Annotated in this window: 22 protein-coding genes; 19 read left to right on the forward strand and 3 right to left on the reverse strand. The window is 40.4% G+C overall.

The genetic code is table 11. The annotated features are described in order from the left end of the window. The first annotated feature begins 2 nt into the window (after positions 1-2). The 4 genes from MHB79_RS06890 to MHB79_RS06905 all read left to right on the forward strand — a co-directional run bounded on the left by MHB79_RS06890 (position 3) and on the right by MHB79_RS06905 (position 2,787). Positions 3-461: a flavodoxin gene (locus MHB79_RS06890; protein WP_371474880.1), complete on the forward strand. Its 459-nt coding sequence runs from the start codon at positions 3-5 to the stop codon at positions 459-461. Between the two features lie 109 nt (positions 462-570). Continuing rightward, on the forward strand, positions 571-1,281 hold the full coding sequence (dapD, locus tag MHB79_RS06895; RefSeq protein ID WP_340989385.1) for a 2,3,4,5-tetrahydropyridine-2,6-dicarboxylate N-acetyltransferase: 711 nt from the start codon (positions 571-573) through the stop codon (positions 1,279-1,281). Between the two features lie 34 nt (positions 1,282-1,315). Continuing rightward, positions 1,316-2,494, forward strand: a complete 1,179-nt coding sequence (locus MHB79_RS06900; protein WP_050782659.1) for an N-acetyldiaminopimelate deacetylase — start codon at positions 1,316-1,318, stop codon at positions 2,492-2,494. A 50-nt stretch (positions 2,495-2,544) separates the two neighbouring features. Further along, positions 2,545-2,787, forward strand: a complete 243-nt coding sequence (locus tag MHB79_RS06905; RefSeq protein WP_003211408.1) for a YkuS family protein — start codon at positions 2,545-2,547, stop codon at positions 2,785-2,787. 29 nt (positions 2,788-2,816) lie between these two features. Here the strand turns inward: MHB79_RS06905 and MHB79_RS06910 are convergent, their stop codons facing one another. After that, positions 2,817-3,623, reverse strand: coding sequence for a mechanosensitive ion channel family protein (locus MHB79_RS06910; protein ID WP_003211570.1), 807 nt, complete (start codon positions 3,621-3,623; stop codon positions 2,817-2,819). 271 nt (positions 3,624-3,894) lie between these two features. Between MHB79_RS06910 and ahpA the strand changes: the two genes are divergently transcribed. The 3 genes from ahpA (at position 3,895) to rok (ending at position 6,030) form a co-directional block, all read left to right on the forward strand. Then, positions 3,895-4,437: a biofilm-specific peroxidase AhpA gene (gene ahpA / locus MHB79_RS06915; protein ID WP_003211758.1), complete on the forward strand. Its 543-nt coding sequence runs from the start codon at positions 3,895-3,897 to the stop codon at positions 4,435-4,437. A gap of 82 nt (positions 4,438-4,519) precedes the next feature. After that, complete coding sequence (locus MHB79_RS06920) at positions 4,520-4,978, forward strand: TlpA family protein disulfide reductase (RefSeq protein ID WP_003211884.1); 459 nt, start codon at positions 4,520-4,522, stop codon at positions 4,976-4,978. A gap of 470 nt (positions 4,979-5,448) precedes the next feature. Then, positions 5,449-6,030 (forward strand): transcriptional regulator Rok, encoded by a 582-nt coding sequence (gene rok / locus MHB79_RS06925; RefSeq protein WP_003210851.1) that lies wholly within the window; start codon positions 5,449-5,451, stop codon positions 6,028-6,030. A gap of 52 nt (positions 6,031-6,082) precedes the next feature. On the opposite strand, the gene MHB79_RS06930 is transcribed toward rok, so the two are convergent. Further along, on the reverse strand, positions 6,083-7,000 hold the full coding sequence (locus MHB79_RS06930) for a hypothetical protein (protein WP_050945137.1): 918 nt from the start codon (positions 6,998-7,000) through the stop codon (positions 6,083-6,085). 84 nt (positions 7,001-7,084) lie between these two features. Between MHB79_RS06930 and MHB79_RS06935 the strand changes: the two genes are divergently transcribed. Genes MHB79_RS06935 through moaD form a run of 6 tightly spaced genes read left to right on the forward strand, consistent with a single transcriptional unit; the run spans position 7,085 to position 11,220 of the window. Then, positions 7,085-7,666, forward strand: coding sequence for a molybdenum cofactor guanylyltransferase (locus MHB79_RS06935; protein ID WP_340989389.1), 582 nt, complete (start codon positions 7,085-7,087; stop codon positions 7,664-7,666). A 30-nt stretch (positions 7,667-7,696) separates the two neighbouring features. Then, positions 7,697-8,713, forward strand: coding sequence for a thiazole biosynthesis adenylyltransferase ThiF (locus MHB79_RS06940; protein WP_106029779.1), 1,017 nt, complete (start codon positions 7,697-7,699; stop codon positions 8,711-8,713). Positions 8,714-8,722: 9 nt separating this feature from the next. Further along, positions 8,723-10,000, forward strand: a complete 1,278-nt coding sequence (locus MHB79_RS06945) for a molybdopterin molybdotransferase MoeA (protein WP_340989392.1) — start codon at positions 8,723-8,725, stop codon at positions 9,998-10,000. Next, the gene (gene mobB / locus MHB79_RS06950; protein ID WP_284906327.1) at positions 9,982-10,506 is read left to right on the forward strand and encodes a molybdopterin-guanine dinucleotide biosynthesis protein B; all 525 of its coding nucleotides are present in this window, start codon (positions 9,982-9,984) and stop codon (positions 10,504-10,506) included. Before MHB79_RS06945 ends, mobB begins: the two co-directional genes overlap by 19 nt. Then, positions 10,503-10,994, forward strand: a complete 492-nt coding sequence (locus MHB79_RS06955; protein WP_340989394.1) for a molybdenum cofactor biosynthesis protein MoaE — start codon at positions 10,503-10,505, stop codon at positions 10,992-10,994. The genes mobB and MHB79_RS06955 overlap by 4 nt, the downstream gene beginning before the upstream one ends. After that, complete coding sequence (moaD, locus tag MHB79_RS06960) at positions 10,987-11,220, forward strand: molybdopterin converting factor subunit 1 (protein ID WP_003210852.1); 234 nt, start codon at positions 10,987-10,989, stop codon at positions 11,218-11,220. The genes MHB79_RS06955 and moaD overlap by 8 nt, the downstream gene beginning before the upstream one ends. Before the next feature lie 46 nt (positions 11,221-11,266). Here moaD and MHB79_RS06965 read toward each other — a convergent pair whose 3' ends face one another. Next, the gene (locus tag MHB79_RS06965) at positions 11,267-11,644 is read right to left on the reverse strand and encodes a Rok-like winged helix domain-containing protein (RefSeq protein ID WP_003211488.1); all 378 of its coding nucleotides are present in this window, start codon (positions 11,642-11,644) and stop codon (positions 11,267-11,269) included. A 508-nt stretch (positions 11,645-12,152) separates the two neighbouring features. Between MHB79_RS06965 and MHB79_RS06970 the strand changes: the two genes are divergently transcribed. The 6 genes from MHB79_RS06970 to pfkB all read left to right on the forward strand — a co-directional run bounded on the left by MHB79_RS06970 (position 12,153) and on the right by pfkB (position 17,758). Beyond that, complete coding sequence (locus MHB79_RS06970) at positions 12,153-12,779, forward strand: YIP1 family protein (protein ID WP_003211611.1); 627 nt, start codon at positions 12,153-12,155, stop codon at positions 12,777-12,779. Between the two features lie 9 nt (positions 12,780-12,788). Then, entirely contained in the window at positions 12,789-13,895 is a 1,107-nt protein-coding gene (locus MHB79_RS06975; protein WP_050945132.1) for an efflux RND transporter periplasmic adaptor subunit, read from the forward strand. Further along, positions 13,892-14,593 (forward strand): ABC transporter ATP-binding protein, encoded by a 702-nt coding sequence (locus MHB79_RS06980; protein ID WP_003212013.1) that lies wholly within the window; start codon positions 13,892-13,894, stop codon positions 14,591-14,593. The genes MHB79_RS06975 and MHB79_RS06980 overlap by 4 nt, the downstream gene beginning before the upstream one ends. Next, positions 14,580-15,773, forward strand: coding sequence for an ABC transporter permease (locus MHB79_RS06985; protein ID WP_340989397.1), 1,194 nt, complete (start codon positions 14,580-14,582; stop codon positions 15,771-15,773). The genes MHB79_RS06980 and MHB79_RS06985 overlap by 14 nt, the downstream gene beginning before the upstream one ends. Before the next feature lie 321 nt (positions 15,774-16,094). Continuing rightward, the gene (locus MHB79_RS06990) at positions 16,095-16,850 is read left to right on the forward strand and encodes a DeoR/GlpR family DNA-binding transcription regulator (protein ID WP_050945129.1); all 756 of its coding nucleotides are present in this window, start codon (positions 16,095-16,097) and stop codon (positions 16,848-16,850) included. Then, a complete protein-coding gene (gene pfkB, locus MHB79_RS06995; protein WP_212045821.1) occupies positions 16,847-17,758 on the forward strand; it encodes a 1-phosphofructokinase in 912 nt (303 codons plus the stop codon). The genes MHB79_RS06990 and pfkB overlap by 4 nt, the downstream gene beginning before the upstream one ends. The last annotated feature ends 11 nt before the right edge of the window (positions 17,759-17,769 follow it).

Raw genomic sequence — 17,769 nt, forward strand, 5'->3', positions numbered from 1 at the left:
AAGTGACAGAAAAGGTTTTACTCGTGTATGCCACGATGTCTGGGAATACAGAAGCGATGGCAGATCTAATTGAAAAAGGAATCACAGAAGCAGGAGCCGGCGTGGACCGTCATGAAGCGATGGATATTGATGCAGAGCTTCTCAATGATTACACGCACATTTTGTTAGGTGCGTACACATGGGGAGATGGTGACCTTCCTGATGATTTTATTGATTTATATGAAGAAATGGAAGAGCTTGATTTAACGGGAAAAGCATTTGCTGTATTCGGTTCCGGGGATACATCTTATGAGCATTTTTGCGGAGCTGTTGACCTAATCGAAGAAAAAGTGAAGGAACTTGGCGGTGACATTGTCCTGCCATCCGTCAAGATCGAGCTAAATCCAGAAGGAGAAGAAGAAGAGAAATTGATTTCTTTTGGCAAACAATTTGTTCATCTTCACCAGCAGGAAGCGGGGTAATCAGTCCCGCTTGTTTTATTTTCCATTGAAGAGTCAACTCTTTCACTTGTCATTAAAACTCTCCTTTGGTACAGTAATGAAGTATAAATTAAGAGGAGGACATACATACATGAAACAAATGGACGCTAATGAAATTATTTCATTTATTCAAAATAGTACAAAATCAACACCTGTCAAAGTCTACATCAAAGGTGATTTAGAAGGTATTGAGTTTGGTGAACATGCAAAAACGTTCATCACAGGAAACACCGGAGTTGTTTTCGGTGAGTGGAGCGACATTCAAGAAGCGCTAGAAACGAACAAAGACAAAATTGAAGATGTTGTCGTGGAAAATGACCGCCGCAACTCTGCAATCCCGATGTTAGATTTAAAGAACATTAAAGCGCGTATTGAGCCAGGTGCGATCATTCGTGACCAAGTTGAAATCGGTGATAATGCAATCATCATGATGGGGGCTTCTATTAATATCGGCTCTGTGATCGGCGAAGGTACGATGATTGATATGAACGTGGTGCTTGGCGGCCGTGCGACAGTAGGTAAGAACTGTCATATCGGTGCTGGATCTGTTCTTGCAGGTGTCATTGAGCCACCATCTGCTAAACCAGTTGTCGTAGAAGATGATGTTGTCATCGGTGCGAACGCTGTAGTTCTAGAAGGTGTAACAATTGGTAAAGGTGCAGTCGTAGCTGCTGGTGCGATCGTTGTGAACGATGTAGAGCCTTACACAGTTGTAGCAGGTACACCTGCAAAGAAAATCAAAGACATTGATGAAAAAACAAAAGGTAAAACAGAAATTAAACAAGAACTGCGTCAGCTTTAATTCATACAATTCGCAGCTGAAGACATAGACGTGGATGATATATCCACGTCTTATTCGTATAGAGGAAAGGAAGCGAGTTCACTTGTTAAATCGTGAGCAATTGATATCCATTCGAAGAGATTTACATCAAATCCCTGAGCTTGGTTTTAAGGAATTCAAAACACAAGCGTACCTCATCAATCATCTTAGTGCTTATTCAAAAGATCGAGTTGAGATAGAAACATGGCGAACTGGACTTTTTGTCAAAGTAAAGGGAACAAATCCTGAGCGCGTATTTGCGTATCGTGCAGATATGGACGGTCTGTCAATTCCTGAGGACACAGGGTATCCATTTCAATCAGTACATGAAGGGAAGATGCATGCGTGTGGACATGACCTTCATATGACCATCGCACTTGGGATCATTGATCATTTCGTTCATGAGCCAATCAAAGAAGATCTATTATTTATGTTCCAACCGGCAGAAGAAGGTCCAGGCGGAGCTGAACCGATGCTTACAAGTGATGTGCTGAAAAAGTGGACGCCAGATTTTATTACAGCACTGCATATTGCACCTGAATATCCTGTCGGAACGATAGCCACAAAGCCAGGGCTGCTTTTTGCCAATACGAGTGAGCTTGTGATAGATCTTGAAGGAAAAGGCGGACACGCTGCTTACCCTCATTTAGCGAATGATATGGTTGTGGCAGCGAGCGCACTTGTAGGTCAGTTGCAATCGGTTATTTCTCGTAATGTCGATCCTCTTGATAGTGCGGTCATCACGATTGGCACGATTACCGGGGGAACGGCTCAAAATATCATTGCGCAGCATGCAAAGCTTGATGGCACCATTCGTACACTTTCACCAGAATCTATGGAAAAAGTGAGAAAGCGAATTGAAGCACTAGCAAAAGGGATTGAAATTGGCTACGAATGCAAGGCAACCGTGCGATACCCTTCATCTTATTACGAAGTGGATAATTCAAAGGAACTGACAGAGGAATTTATGTCATATGTCGCCGGAGAAGGGCTTGCGAATGTGATTGAATGCAGAGAAGCCATGACAGGAGAAGATTTTGGCTACATGCTGAAAAAATACCCTGGATTTATGTTTTGGTTAGGGGTCGATTCAGAATATGGCCTGCATCATGCAAAACTTATGCCTGATGAAAAAGCGATAGAAACCGCAGTAAACGTTATGACGGCTTATTTCAAAAAGCAAGCAGGTGAATGAATAATCAAGCTACCTCCTGTACACCTTATGAACAGGAGGTGTTCTTGATTATGACAAGAATTGGTGTAGAACCATCTTTATCCGATGTAGAAGAACTACTGAAGCAAAAAGGGTATGACGTCGTACGTATTCAAAATGAACAGCAAATGGATCAGTGTGACTGCTATGTAGTCACAGGGCTAGATTCAAATGTTCTTGGCATTTCAGACACAACGACAAAGGCATCTGTGATTACCGCGTCTGGTATGACGGCTGATGAAATTTGTCAAGAAGTAGAACAGCGTGTTCAATAAAACAAACAAGAAAAAGAACCGGTAGATGATCATCCCGGTTCTTTTTGCTCTTTTTCTATATCGAGTACTTCTTTCATTTTTTTGCGCAAGATTCGTTCTACCCGCCATTGCTCCATTGTTTCGGTTTTTGCAATGATGCGCAGTACAAGGGAAGAGGATCCGAACGCCTCCACGCCGACAACTTGAGGGCCTTCGATAATTTGAGGAATGTCTTTTCGTACCTCATCACACGCAGCTTGAAGGGCTGTGATCATTTGATCCACATTCTCTTCTGGAGATAGCTCGATATCAACGAGTGCCTGCATAGTCCCTCTTGAATGATTGCTCACGTTCAATATGCTTCGATTTGGAATAAAATGAAGGGTGCCGTCAAAGCTTCGAAGCTGCGTGGTTCTAAGTCCAATTTGTTCTACGATCCCTTCAAAGCCAGCAACTGTTATGTATTCTCCCACATCGAATTGTTTCTCTAATAATATAAAGAATCCTGTCACAATATCACTCACTAGTCCTTGAGCGCCAAAACCGATTGCAAGCCCCACAACGCCTGCGCCAGCTAGCAAAGCGGTCGGGTTATAATGAAATAAGTCGAGGATCATGACAACTAAAATAAAAATCAATATGTAGGCGAAAATATTTAGCGTGAGACTTTGCAGCGTCTGAGCTCTTGATAAAGAGACGTCATGCCTTTCAGAGAAAGTGGAATAGGCACGCTTAATCATCTTATTTCCGATGGCTCTGATGATAAAATAAATCACAAAAATAGCGATTAGTTTTAGCAAAATCATACTGCTATTGAGGATAATGGAAACCCAATCTACTTGTTCAAATGCTTTCATGATCTTCAAAACCTTTCTATGTATGCTCTAATAGAGAAGCTAATCATTTGTTCCCTTCTGCAAGACATGTTAAACTTTTGTTAAGTGAAGCAAGAGATTGTGACAAATCGTTAATTAAATTTATTATTAATTAATATTGACTAAAAACCGCTTAAGTATTATAATTGTAATTGTGAAGTTATTAACTAAATGAGAATTTCAACTTTTGATTCTCATTTTATATACAGCTTAGAAGTCTGTATAAAGATATTATTTTTGGAGGGATTTACATATGGCAGAGCGTTTTGTAGGAAAACAAGCTCCACGTTTTGAAATGGAAGCAGTACTTGCTAACAAGGAATTTGGTAAAGTAAGTTTAGAAGAAAACATGAAGAATGACAAATGGACAGTACTTTTCTTCTATCCGATGGATTTCACATTTGTTTGCCCAACTGAAATTACAGCAATGAGCGATCGTTATGATGAGTTCGAAGATTTAGATGCTGAAATCATTGGTGTATCTACTGATACAATCCATACGCATCTTGCTTGGATCAACACAGACCGTAAAGACAATGGTCTAGGCGAATTGAAATATCCGCTAGCTGCTGACACAAACCACACAGTATCTAGAGAATACGGCGTTTTAATTGAAGAAGAAGGAATTGCACTTCGCGGTCTATTCATTATCAACCCAGAAGGCGAACTTCAATATCAAACAGTATTCCACAACAATATCGGTCGTGATGTAGATGAGACATTACGTGTTCTTCAAGCATTACAAACTGGTGGACTTTGCCCAGCGAACTGGAAGCCTGGTCAAAAAACACTTTAATTGATAGCTGAAGAAACAGGAGGGTCTAACTAATGTTAGACCTTTTTGTTTCGACACATACAATGGATGGAGGCGCTTCATAATGAAATTACGTCAACCAATGCCAGAACTAACTGGTGCAAAAGAATGGTTAAATGGAGAAGTAACAAAAGAAGATCTAATTGGTGACAAACCAACATTGATTCATTTCTGGTCAGTCAGCTGTCATCTTTGTAAAGAGGCAATGCCTCAAGTCAATCAATTCCGTGATGAATACAAGGATCAACTAAACGTGATAGCCGTTCATATGCCGCGATCAGAGGATGACCTAGATCTGGATAAGATCAAGGAAGTTGCGAAAGAGCATGAAATCACGCAGCCAATTTTTGTGGATAGTGATCATAAGTTAACAGAAGCCTTTGAAAATGAATATGTACCAGCATATTATGTATTTGATAAAACAGGTGCTCTGCGCCACTTCCAAGCTGGCGGAAGCGGAATGAAAATGCTTGAGAAACGTGTCAATCGAGTGCTTTCTGAGTCTGAAAAGGCTGCAGAATAGGCTTTCCCCCATAAATGGGGGTTTTTTCATGGACAAAAATAGGCGACCTATTGCACGGAATGGACTTCGCCTTCCTAAGAAAAGAGAAATTGGGGGAGTTTATTAAAAAATATTCCTGAAACAAAAAGATCTAAAGACCTATTTACATTTTTGTTTTGAAATGAAAATGTAAAGATTTTAACTTTTTACTATTCAGAACGTTTTTGCACAAAAGAAATTTCAGTTTGGTAAATAACGATGTAAATCAAGTAGTATAAGTGTTTATTCAAATTTTTTACAATATTTTAAGGTTTGTCAAAAGCCTTTAGTGGCAATGAAATGGATGCCGATTGTTCCTCTTTGGCAAAATTTTAGTTGAAAATACCTATCTGATAACAAACTGTAAAATGATAAAAAAATAGTTGATAAAATTAGTTTTCTAATCTAATATTTACTATAGAATATTTTTTATATGATGAGGGGGAAATCCATTGTTTAATGAGAGGGAAGCGTTACGATTACGATTGGAACAATTAAACGAAGCAGAAGTAAAGGTCATCCGTGAATATCAAATTGAGCGAGATACGATTTATGCAAAATTAAGAGAATTAGACCGTCATGGAACAGGTCTAGTGTCAGATACAAAAAAAGAAGTGCGTACAGAAAGAAAAACGGATTCACTGCCTGTATTAGCTGAACTGGCTGCACAAGAAATGAGAAGCTACCAGCCGCCTGCACAATCACAATCAAATGCTGTATCAACTTTAGGAACAGGACAGCTAAACGGTGCACCTGTAGGTATTCCTGAAGGATCTACAAGACGCAGAAGAGGCACAGCTCGCCCTGGTTCAAAGGCAGCTAAGCTTCGTGAAGCTGCGATTAAAACGTTAAAGCGTCATAATGCAGCGATTAAAAGCTCTGAACTTCAAAAAGAAATTGAAAAAGAGAGCGGTCTTGAAATTCCAAATATGACAACGTTTATGCAAAGCTTAATTAAAATGTATCCTGAAGTGAAAAAGCCATATCGCGGACAGTATATTTTAGAAGGCGATATTCAAACAGAAGACGAATAAATAAAAAAGAAACTGCTGACGAAAAAAGCCAGCAGTTTTTTTATTGCGAGAATTACTTTTTTTGATCAACAGTATAGACAATTTTTCGTTCCTTTGACAGGTGATCACGCTGCTTTTTGAAGCCTTCAATCTTCACTGTCATGACATCTCCATTTTGCTGCACCGCATCGACTTGTGCTTGTAGCGTTTGAACTTGTTCATTCAACTTTTTCAAGATGGGTTCGATTTCTTCCGTTGTTTGCAGGAGGCTGTCTCGAGAGAATGGCTGTGAATTTGTTTGAGCTGACTGGTCAATATCAGCAAAATGAGATGCGATCCATTCCTCACTTTCGGCTAACTGTTTTTGATAGCTTGTGAGCGTTTCATAAAAAATCGCTTCCTTTGCTTTTTCAATTTGCAGTAATTTCTCTTGTGTTTCATAAAAACGCTCCTGCAGGTGTTTAACGCCTTCCTGTAATAGATTGAGCTCTGCGTTTTTATCACCTAATGTTTGCTGCAGTTTCTCAATCACAGCGGATAAAGTATTTCCTTTTTTCTCCTCTTTTGCAAGCCGTTTATCTTGATCTTGCACCCGTTCATTTAATTGTTGAGAGATTTCTTTATATTTGATGACTTTTAAATGCAGCCGGTGTTTTTCTTCCGTTTCTTTCCTTCTATGAAAGGTTTCTTTTTGGAGCATTTCATGAAGAAGGACTATTTTATGTAATAATTCAGATTTGCTGTAGGAAAGATCCTGTATTTTTGAGGCTGCATGATCTTGATCAATGGTCATTTCATCCAATTGTTGCTTTAATTGCGTGTAATCCTTTTTCATCTCGTGATATTCTTGAGTTAACTTCTTGTTTTTAGAATACGTATATGAGGACTGTAAATCAGAGATCATTTGTTGATATTTGGCTGTTTCCGCTTTTAAGTATAAATTCTCTTGAGATAGGTCATGGAATAGGGGAGAAGCATGGCGCCTGTTCATCGATAGACCCTCCTTATTCATGTTACCAATAAAGTATGCGAGATGAGAGTGATTAGAACAACCATATCAAAGGAGGGTGAGTGGATGGACATAGTCAATGTCATTTTAGCTGGAGGAGCATCCAGACGTTTTGGAGAGCCAAAGGCAAGTTATATGTATCAAGGAAAACCACTATATGAGCATGTGAAAAAGCAGCTTTTGAAAGGACAGAAGGTCATCATCAGCCATCCATCACTTCTGACCTTTTTTAAAGAAAGAGGTGAACGAGATGTGTGGTTGGATGATGAACAGGTGCTCGGATGCGGGCCGCTTGCCGGCATGTATACAGCGATGCAAAAGCAAGAAGCAGCATGGTATTTAGTGACGGCATGTGACATGCCTTTCGTGCGGAGGGAGACGGCTGAAGTATTATCGTCCTATTGTAGCGAGCACGTAGATGCTATTATCCCGCTTGTTCAGGGCAGATTACAGCCTTTATTTGCACTTTATCACCGCCGCTGTCTGCCGTCCATTGATGCGTGTTTAAAAGAGAATCAATTAGCCATCAAAGAGTTACTTCAAAGGCTTAAGGTGCGTATCGTCTCAGAAGAGGAACTGAACGTAACACCAAATGAATTCCGAAATATCAATAAAAGAAGCGATTTACCTGAAAACGGTATGATATGATACATAAAAAATGGTGAGGAGAGAACAGCTTTGAATGATCGATATTCAAGACAAATCTTGTTCCCTCCGGTTGGGGAAAAGGGTCAGCGTGCGCTTGCTGACAGTCATGTTCTAATTGTTGGAGCGGGTGCACTTGGAACGGCCTCTGCGGAAGGGCTTGTCCGGTCTGGGATCGGCACGTTGACGATTGTTGATCGTGATTATGTAGAATTTTCAAATTTACAGCGGCAGCAGCTGTATACAGAACATGACGCAAAGGCACATGTGCCAAAAGCAGCTGCGGCAAAAAAACGTCTCCTAGAGATCAATCATGAAGTGACCATACACGCCCTGATTGAAGATGCAGGGGTTGAGCTGTTAAGACCGTTATTTCACAGCGCAAATATTGTCATTGATGCGACGGATAATTTTGAGACGAGAATGGTCATGAATGATTTATCGCAGGAAACGAAGACGCCGTGGATATATGGTGCTTGTGTGAGCAGCCAGGGGATGTATATGACCATTTTGCCAGATAAAACGCCGTGTTTATCGTGTGTCTTTACAGAACTGCCTGTTGGCGGTTTGACGTGTGATACAGCGGGGATTATTTCTCCAGCAGTTCAGATGGTTTCTGCTTATCAGCAAACAGAGGCGCTAAAGTATTTAACAGGACATGAAGATCAAATCGAACGGAAATTTGTCACATTTGATCTTTGGCAGGCGACATCGTTTAAAATGGATTTGTCTCTTACTAAGCAGAAGAACTGTCCATCTTGCGGCAAAGATAGAACCTATCCTTATTTACACGATCAGCGTAAAAAAACGACGATTCTTTGCGGGCGGGATACAGTCCAAGTTGTATCTAAGGATCTAGCTAATCTATCATTTCAGCATGTAAAAGAGCGGCTGTCATCCATTTGTGAGGTAGAAGTGAATGACTTCTTAATCCATGTCCGCTATGAATCTTATCGTATCGTCTTTTTCAAAGGTGGACGTGCATTAATCCATGGGACAAATGATGAAAAAGCAGCCAATTCATTACTAGCAAAACTGCTAGGGATATAGGAGTGAAGTGTGATGGAAAGACGTCAGCCAATTCCAGTACAAGAAGCCATTCAAAAAGTCCATCAATATGAAAAGCATGGAGAAGCAGAATGGGTGCCTTTAAGAAATAGCCTTGAAAGGTTCATTGCAGAAGATATTTTGGCAGATCATGATGTGCCTGCATTTGATCGGTCCCCGTATGATGGTTTTGCACTTCGGGCAGAAGATACAAAAGAAGCGTCAAGCGAGCATCCGGTTGAATTTGATGTCATTGATCATATTGGGGCAGGAGTGGTCTCAGCAAAAACCATCGGTCCCTTTCAAGCCATTCGTATCATGACAGGAGCAAAAATCCCGAATGGAGCAAATGTCGTCATCATGCTTGAGCTGACTAAAACCTTTGAAAAAGATGGGAAATCATACATGTCACTTAAAAGACCGCTGAAAAAAGGGGACAATATTTCTCGTCAAGGAGAAGAGGTACTTGAAGGGAATGTGATGCTCAAAAAAGGAACCAAAGTAACTCCGGGCGTTACGGCCTTATTGGCGACATTCGGATATGCGGTAGTTCCAGTTGTCAAAAAGCCAGTGATCGGCATCATCTCAACAGGTACAGAGCTTCTTCAAGTGAGTGATGCGATGGTGGACGGGAAGATTAGAAACAGTAACCTTAGCATGGTTTATGCCCAGATCCTTAAGGCTGGGGGAGAGCCGCTTGATTTAGGCGGTGTGTCCGATGATTTTGACAAAAGCTATCATGCAGTCAAAGCAGCCTTAAGCAAGGTAGACTTCTTAATTACAACAGGCGGAGTTTCAGTAGGTGATTTTGACTTTCTCCCCGCAATTTATGAAAAGCTGGGAGCTCAGGTGCTATTTAATAAAGTGGCCATGAGACCCGGCAGTGTAACGACGGTTGCTGCAATGCCAAATGGTCAACTGCTGTTTGGCCTGTCAGGAAATCCTGCTGCCTGTTTTGTTGGCTTTGAATTATTTGTGAAACCGATGGTCTATAAATGGTCTTTCAAGAAACAGCCGTTACCCGATTTTGCTGAGGCGAAGCTGACACACGATTTCCCAAAAGCCAATCCGTTTACTCGATTTGTCAGAGCGGCACTTGAGTTCACGGGCAGTCAGCTCAGTGTGACCCCAACAGGTCTCGATAAATCAAGTGCCGTGACCTCAATAGCAGAGGCGAACTGTTTCATCGTGCTGCCAGGTGGAACAAGAGGTTTTAAGGCTGGTGATCAGGTGCATGTTCTGCTGTTTCAGCACGAAGGCGAGGGTTCCCCATGCTGGATGACACATTAAGTATATTACAGGTGGTCGGTTATCAAAACAGCGGAAAGACGTCGTTGATTGAAAAGCTCTGTCAGCTGGCTGTACTTGATGAGCTGAAGCTAGGCTGTTTTAAACACCATGGACATGGCGGTAAACCAGATCGTCTTTTGAAAGAAAAAGACACCGATCGATATGTCGGGGCAGGTGCATTTGCCGCTGGCGTAGAAGGAGAGGGTGAATTTCACTTTTCAATGCAGCACATCACGTTAAAGCAATTGCTCAACATGTGTAAGTATCTTCCATTAGACGCGGTCTTGATAGAAGGGTATAAACAGGCACCATACCGCAAAATCGTTTGTGTGAAGAATGAAGAGGAGCTCATTGATCTTTCAACACTTTCCAATATACAAGCAGCTATTTATTTTTCTCAAGAGTTTCAGTTAGCCAAAAATTACTCTTTTCCAGTGTTTTCAGCCTTTGAAAAGGATGCGAATACATTTTGTTATAACTTATTGAAGGGAGGTGGCTCTATTTGAGTGAACTTTTTAAAATAACAAAAGTGCCGATTGATGTGAATGAATTGATTCAGCATGTGACAAGGCGGAAGGCAGGGGCCATTACGACGTTTATCGGGACGGTCAGAGAGTGGACAAACGGTAAGAAAACGCTGCGCTTAACTTACGAAGCTTACATACCAATGGCTGAAAGTATGCTAAGTCAAATTGGACAAGAAATCAAAAATCGGTGGCCTGATACTGAAGCTGCCATTGTGCACAGGGTCGGGACACTTGATATAACGGATATTGCTGTTGCGATAGCCGTTTCATCTCCTCATAGGAAGGCTGCATACGAAGCGAACGAATATGCCATTGAGCGAATTAAGGAAATCGTTCCGATTTGGAAAAAAGAATATTGGGAAGACGGGGAAGCCTGGATAGGTGATCAGCTTGAAACAGTTTCATATCCAGAGGGGAAACCTAGTGATCTTCAACTTGCAAAGAAAGAAGGTGATCAGGTTGATTAGTGTATTATTGTTCGCCGGCCTTGCTGAGAAGGCCGGTAAACAACAAATCATCATTCAAAAAGATCAAACAACGGTTGATGAGATTAAATTAGAATTACAGGAGGTATATGGTGTTGATGCTGCACAAAATGTGATGGTTGCAGTCAACGAACGATATACGAGGGGAAACGCTGAAGTGTGTAGCGGGGACACTGTTGCATTCATTCCTCCTGTAAGCGGTGGATAATAGATATTAGAGGATTTGGTTATGGCCAGCGGCTGTAACCAATTTTTTATGTGTGAAAAGATTGTAGAGGTATTTGGGTGTGATCTTCGTAAATAAAACATCCCCTTCGTGCTTTAGAAATGTGAGGATCGAGCTGCTGAATCAGATCATACAATTCACTAATTCGTCTCACGTTGAAATCTGTCTGGGCTTGAAGCTGTTCTTTTAATTCTTTTGTGCTCACAATGCTACCCTTTTTCTCTTTAATAATATCTACACATCTAGCAGCGTAGTATATTTTGTCATTAGAGGGTCTGCTTTCTTTCATATCAAGTAATTTGAGCTCATGATAAATCAGTTCTCTTTCCTTTCGAAAGTATTGCCATGCTTCTTGTTCCTTTTCATAAAGTAAAATCAATTGCGTTTTCAATTTTTCTCTTAACATTCACTTGACTCCATTTCCACTATCATTTAACCTACCTCTATTTTACATTATATGAAAAAATAACTTTTGATCAAGTAAAATCATGATATTTTTAATTTTTTAATATGAAAGTATTGTTACTAAAGGCTCATTTGTTCTATAAAAGAAACCAATCGTAGTCCTATAAAGCCGGGATTTGTTGAAATTACTAGGATTATTTTAACAAAAAATTGTTGTGTCTCACGAAGACCAACCGAATTCAAAGGAAAAGGATATTTATTCCGAAAGACATGGTTTTTTTTGATAAAATGTTTTTAGGTCAGAAAAACCTTTATTTCTTGATATGAATATGGTCTAGTCATGGTGTCATTTGGAGAATTTCATTCATGATAATAGATAATTTTTCCCTCAATGAAAATAAGAAAATCAAATCACCCATCACTTATTGGCAATCTTTTGATAAAATAGAAAGAATAAGAGAGAGCATGTGCGTTTGCATACTTGCATGACATAGAGAGGATGACATTTGATGAAAGAAAATATGCAAAAGCCTACGATCATTGGAGTGAGCACAAGGCCTTCGGAGCACCTGAAAAGAGTATGGGAAAATCCGGTGGTTTGGTGGCCTTTATCCTGCGTACTTTTTTTAACAGTGATTGTGACTTATTTGTCAGAGCTGGTGAATGAAGGAATGTGGGCAGATTTAAGCTTGCCGGTATCGGTCGTTTATGTGGTGACGCTAATTGGTCTACTTCTCGGGCTTGTGGTTAATGCTGCAATATATAAGTTCATCGTTTTTTTAGCAAAGGGTGATGCATCGTTTCAGCAGCTGTTTTCAGCGGTCCTGTTTATTACACCAGTTACGATCGTTGGTACGATTATTTCTCATCTGTCCATCATTCTGTTCCATGTGCCAAAAAACATCACAATCACCTCATTAAATGCACTCATTCAAACGTCTGGTCCATGGCATGCTGTGCTTGCCAATATTGATCTATTTGTGATCTGGAACCTTGTTTTAACAGGCTTTTTATTGATGAAAGTAGGCCATATATCGCCAAGAATCGCTTGGACCATTATAGGAGTCTTTTATCTCTTATCTATCATTTTTCAATATGTAGGAACTGCAATCACCATATCAGTAAGCTGGGGGTAGAATGTCTTTATGAGAAAGAAAATCATCATCGGATCCATTTTTATTATTGTTATCGGTCTATTTATTGGCTTTAACATTGCGAAAAATCAATCAAAGCCTGCTTCGACAGCAGCTATTAAAACAGTAAAACCTACGCAAAAAGAAATCACCACTACGGTAATGACGCCAGGGACACTTTCATTCTCTGAAGAGCAGTTCATTTATGCAGAAGAGGAAAAGGGACATTTGAAGGGGATTTCTGTGAAAGAAGGAGAAAAGGTAAAGCCTGGAACGCCGCTTCTTACATATGAAAATAGAGAGCTGGAACTTGAAGAAGAGCAGCAAGCTCTTGCGGCTGAATCCAGTACGTTAAAACGCGAACAATTACAAAATAGATTGAGCGAATTAGATAAAAAACAAGGAGGCGACTCCGCTGCCAATCCTAAAACCGAGCGAGACCAGCTTGAACTAGAGCTGAAAGCGGCTGAATTAGAACAAAAACAAGCAGAGATCAGCCAAGAAAAAGTAAAAGCACAAATAGAAGATTTAATCGTACATAGTAAAATTGCCGGTACAGTCATTTCCATTGAGCAAGAAGAAGGGGCAGGAAAGCCAGAAGAGAGACAGGCGATCATTCATATTGGCAATGAGAAAAAAATGATTGTGCGAGGATTGATTTCTGAGTATGACGCCATAAAAGTGAAAAAGAAACAAAAAGTAAAGATAACGTCTGATGTCATTCGCGGAAAGAGCTGGCAAGGGGTCGTGAAAAAAGTGGGGGTTGTACCTGCTCAGGCAGCATCCGAAACAACTGCAGGTGATCAAACGGTGCAATATCCAGTTGAAATCGAAATAAAAGGAAAAAAACCTGAAGCAAAACCTGGTTTTAAAATGATCATGGAAATTGAAACAGATAAGCGTCAAGCCCTAACGATTCCTGAATCAGCTGTAAAAAAAGAGGATGATGGACAATACGTTTATGTTGTCAAAAAGAATGTACTTAAAAAAGTAAAAGTAGAGCTAGGGGAAACGTCAGGTCATGATCTTGAAGTGACAAAAGGTGTCATAGCAGAGGATCAAATCATTTCTCATCCATCAGATGACATGTATGACGGAATGGAAGTGAATGCTGAATGATTCAGCTTTCAAACGTGACAAAAAGCTATGAGGTTGCCGAGGAATCATTTGATGTATTAAGTGAGGTCGATCTTGTCATCGAAAAAGGCGAGTATATGTCCATTATGGGCCCGTCCGGCTCTGGAAAATCGACGTTAATGAATATCATTGGCTGTTTAGACCGGCCAACTACAGGACAATATCATTTTCAAGGAAGAGAGCTGTCAGCAGCAAAGGATCAAGACCTCGCAGTGATTCGAAATCAATTCATTGGATTTGTCTTTCAGCAATTTCATCTGCTGCCGAGGTTAAATGCGAGGCGTAATGTTGAGCTTCCGATGATTTACGCTGGTATCAGTCAAAAGGAAAGAAAAGAACGTGCAGAGATGGCACTTGAAAAGGTTGGTTTGGCAGACCGAATGAAACATATGCCAAGTGAGTTGTCGGGAGGGCAAAAGCAAAGAGTGGCAATAGCCCGTGCAATTGTCAATAAGCCGCAGCTTATCTTAGCAGATGAACCGACAGGCGCTCTTGACTCAAAAACAAGCTTCTCAATCATGGAACAGTTTACTAAGCTGAATGAGGAAGGGACAACGATTGTACTTGTCACCCATGAAGAAGAAATAGCTGCGTATACAAATCGGACGGTCGTTGTAAGAGATGGACGACTCGTTGAAGATAGATTGACACAAGGGGACGCTATGAATGAAACTCTTTGAAAATATCAAAATAGCGATGAATTCTGTTTTAGCTCATAAATTACGTTCTATTTTAACGATGCTTGGGATTATTATTGGTGTCGGATCAGTCATTGCGGTCGTGGCTATCGGTCAAGGCGGCGAGCAAATGTTAAAAGGGTCGATTTCAGGTCCAAACAATACCGTTGATATGACATATACGCCTTCTGACGAAGAGTTAAATGCAAATCCCAACGCTTTATTCAACGCCACATTTACTGAGGAAGACATAAAAAGCATTAAGACAATCAATGGGGTGAATCAGGTTGCCTCTACGACTGCGCAAGGAATGCAGCTGAGATTTCAAGATACGACAGTGGATGCGACAGTTAACGGTATAAATGAAGGGTATACGAATGTACATTCATTACAAATAGCAGAAGGGCAGAATTTAAGAGATATTGACTTTAGAAGCGGCAGAAGAGCCGCCCTCATCTCTGAAGGCTTACAAAAAGAATTATTTAATGGACAGAAGGCATTGGGCGAAATGATTTGGATGAACGGACAGCCGGTTGAAGTCATCGGTGTTTTAGCCAAACAAAAAGGAATGCTCTCATTCGATATGAATGAAATATATGTCCCATTCGCCATGCTCACCTCCACATTTGGGATCAATGAATACGATAAGTTGTCAATTCAAGTCGCACATGCTGATCAAATGAAGGAAGTAGGAAAGAATGCGGCTGCATTATTAAATGAGAATCATCATACAGAAGATGCTTATGAAATGATCAACATGGAAGAAATTGCAGAGGGCATCGGTCAAATCACGTCTGTTATGACAACAATCATTGGGTCAATAGCGGGAATTTCTTTACTTGTCGGCGGTATCGGTGTGATGAATATCATGCTTGTTTCTGTGACAGAGAGGACAAGGGAAATCGGTATTCGAAAAGCGATTGGAGCAACGAGGGCTCAAATACTCGTTCAATTTTTAATTGAGTCTGTCGTCTTAACCTTGATCGGCGGGTTGATGGGGATTGCACTAGGTATAGGCGGTGCCTCGTTAGTATCACTCATTGCCGGCTGGCCGTCCTTAGTATCTTGGCAAATCATTTGTGTAGGTGTGCTGTTTAGTATGCTTATTGGGATTGTTTTTGGGTTAATTCCTGCGAATAAAGCAGCAAGACTAGATCCGATTGATTCTCTTAGATATGAATAATTCTGAGAAGAACAAAGACATACAAACAGTGTGAATTCCGCTGTAATCAAACATCAAAAGCTTTTATGCACATCGCATAAAAGCTTTTTTTAGTTCTATTGAATGAAATGAAAAATGATAGAAATGCTAAGATCATGACTTTCATCTTAATGTCACATATTTTTCAGTTTACAAATGGTACATATAAAGGTAAGATGACCATGGTGAAAGATTTTGATAGTTATTGAATGTATTTGATTGTTTTGTATTGATAATGTTGAAAAAAGCGATTACAATAAAGGTGCACGCAAAATGAATACGTTTTCAAAAGGGGGTGTTTTCATGTTAACACCGGAAAGACATCAACTCATTATCGACTGTTTAGAAGAAAATGATGTCATCAAAATACAGGACTTAACGATTATGACGGATGCGTCTGAATCTACTATTAGAAGAGATTTATCAGCCCTTGAAGAAAAAGGATTTCTTAAAAGAGTTCATGGGGGAGCAGCCAAGATATCAAGTATCCGTCTTGAACCAGATGTATTTGAGAAATCTGCCAAAAACCTTCAAGAAAAGTCATTGGTTGCAGAGGCAGCTGCTTCACTTTTAAAACAAGGCGATTGTATTTATTTAGACGCTGGTACGACCACACAGCAAATGATTGAATATATCGATCCAGATCAAGATATTGTTGTGGTGACAAATGGTGTTATGCACATTGAAGCACTCATGAGAAAAGGCATTTCTTTTTACCTGATAGGCGGATCAGTGAAACATCGAACAGGAGCCATGGTCGGAGCCGCAGCCTTAACGGCGATGGAAAATTACCGTTTTGACAAAAGCTTTGTTGGGACGAACGGCATTCATCCCGAGGCGGGGTTTACAACACCTGATCCAGAGGAAGCGCTCATGAAAAAAAGGGCCATGAAGCAGGCGAAAAAAACCTATATCTTAACAGATGCCTCTAAATTTGGCGAAATATCGTTTTCAACCTTTGCTAGTTTACAGGAAGCCACCATTATCACAAACGACGCAAAAGAGGATTCATTCGATAATTACCATGAAAAAACGGTTATAAAGGTAGTGAAAACATGATTTATACAGTTACTTTAAACCCATCAGTTGATTACATCGTACACGTGGAGGATTTCGCAGTCGGCGGTTTGAATCGTTCAACCTATGACAAAAAATATCCGGGCGGAAAAGGGATCAATGTCTCAAGGCTTTTAAAACGTCACGGTGTTGAATCAAAAGCACTTGGATTCATTGGTGGATTTACAGGCAAATATATTCAAGACTTTTTACAAAACGAACAATTACAAACAGCCTTTCACGAGGTGTCAGAAGATACACGAATTAATGTGAAACTAAAAACAGGTGAAGAAACCGAAATCAACGGACTCGGCCCATCCATTACTGAAGTACAATTTGAGTCGTTTCTGTCTCAATTTACTTCATTGATTGAAGGAGATGTCGTTGTGTTAGCTGGCAGTATTCCTTCTTCATTGCCTCATAACACGTATGAACGTATTGCTGAGGTATGCGAAAAGCAAGGCGTTAGAGTGGTCCTTGATATTTCCGGGGAAGCCCTAAAAAAAGCAGCAGGCTTGAAACCGTTCTTAATGAAGCCAAACCATCATGAACTAGGTGAAATGTTTGAGACAAGCATCTCTACTGCGGAAGAAGCTATTCCTTATGGGAAGAAGCTGTTAGAGCAAGGTGCTGAACATGTTATCGTATCCATGGCTGGTAATGGCGCTCTCTTATTCAGTAAGGAAGGGATTTATCAGTCAAATGTTCCAAAGGGTACGCTTGTTAATTCGGTTGGTGCAGGGGATTCAGTCGTTGCAGGATTTTTAGCCGGCGTTTCGAAAGGCCTTTCGATTGAAGAATCATTTAAGCTTGGCGTCACATCAGGCAGTGCTACAGCATTTTCTGAAGAGCTTGGGACAAAAGAGCTTGTTGACACACTATTACCACAAGTAAAAGTCACACGCATTTAAAGGAGGAGTCA

Origin of the sequence: Bacillus sp. FSL M7-0558, from assembly GCF_038003245.1 — a bacterium.
GTDB lineage: Bacteria > Bacillota > Bacilli > Bacillales > Bacillaceae > Bacillus > Bacillus pumilus.

What these genes read in the sequence shown, in the direction of transcription:
- ahpA (WP_003211758.1), top strand. Translation starts at nt 3,895, where the DNA reads ATGGCAGAGCGTTTTGTAGGAAAACAAGCTCCACGTTTTGAAATGGAA.
- pfkB (WP_212045821.1), top strand. Translation starts at nt 16,847, where the DNA reads ATGATTTATACAGTTACTTTAAACCCATCAGTTGATTACATCGTACAC.
- MHB79_RS06990 (WP_050945129.1), top strand. Translation starts at nt 16,095, where the DNA reads ATGTTAACACCGGAAAGACATCAACTCATTATCGACTGTTTAGAAGAA.
- MHB79_RS06920 (WP_003211884.1), top strand. Translation starts at nt 4,520, where the DNA reads ATGAAATTACGTCAACCAATGCCAGAACTAACTGGTGCAAAAGAATGG.
- dapD (WP_340989385.1), top strand. Translation starts at nt 571, where the DNA reads ATGAAACAAATGGACGCTAATGAAATTATTTCATTTATTCAAAATAGT.
- MHB79_RS06900 (WP_050782659.1), top strand. Translation starts at nt 1,316, where the DNA reads ATGATATATCCACGTCTTATTCGTATAGAGGAAAGGAAGCGAGTTCAC.
- MHB79_RS06935 (WP_340989389.1), top strand. Translation starts at nt 7,085, where the DNA reads ATGGACATAGTCAATGTCATTTTAGCTGGAGGAGCATCCAGACGTTTT.
- mobB (WP_284906327.1), top strand. Translation starts at nt 9,982, where the DNA reads ATGCTGGATGACACATTAAGTATATTACAGGTGGTCGGTTATCAAAAC.
- MHB79_RS06970 (WP_003211611.1), top strand. Translation starts at nt 12,153, where the DNA reads ATGAAAGAAAATATGCAAAAGCCTACGATCATTGGAGTGAGCACAAGG.
- MHB79_RS06965 (WP_003211488.1), bottom strand. Translation starts at nt 11,644, where the DNA reads ATGTTAAGAGAAAAATTGAAAACGCAATTGATTTTACTTTATGAAAAG.
- MHB79_RS06975 (WP_050945132.1), top strand. Translation starts at nt 12,789, where the DNA reads ATGAGAAAGAAAATCATCATCGGATCCATTTTTATTATTGTTATCGGT.
- MHB79_RS06905 (WP_003211408.1), top strand. Translation starts at nt 2,545, where the DNA reads ATGACAAGAATTGGTGTAGAACCATCTTTATCCGATGTAGAAGAACTA.
- MHB79_RS06980 (WP_003212013.1), top strand. Translation starts at nt 13,892, where the DNA reads ATGATTCAGCTTTCAAACGTGACAAAAAGCTATGAGGTTGCCGAGGAA.
- MHB79_RS06910 (WP_003211570.1), bottom strand. Translation starts at nt 3,623, where the DNA reads ATGAAAGCATTTGAACAAGTAGATTGGGTTTCCATTATCCTCAATAGC.
- MHB79_RS06985 (WP_340989397.1), top strand. Translation starts at nt 14,580, where the DNA reads ATGAAACTCTTTGAAAATATCAAAATAGCGATGAATTCTGTTTTAGCT.
- MHB79_RS06930 (WP_050945137.1), bottom strand. Translation starts at nt 7,000, where the DNA reads ATGAACAGGCGCCATGCTTCTCCCCTATTCCATGACCTATCTCAAGAG.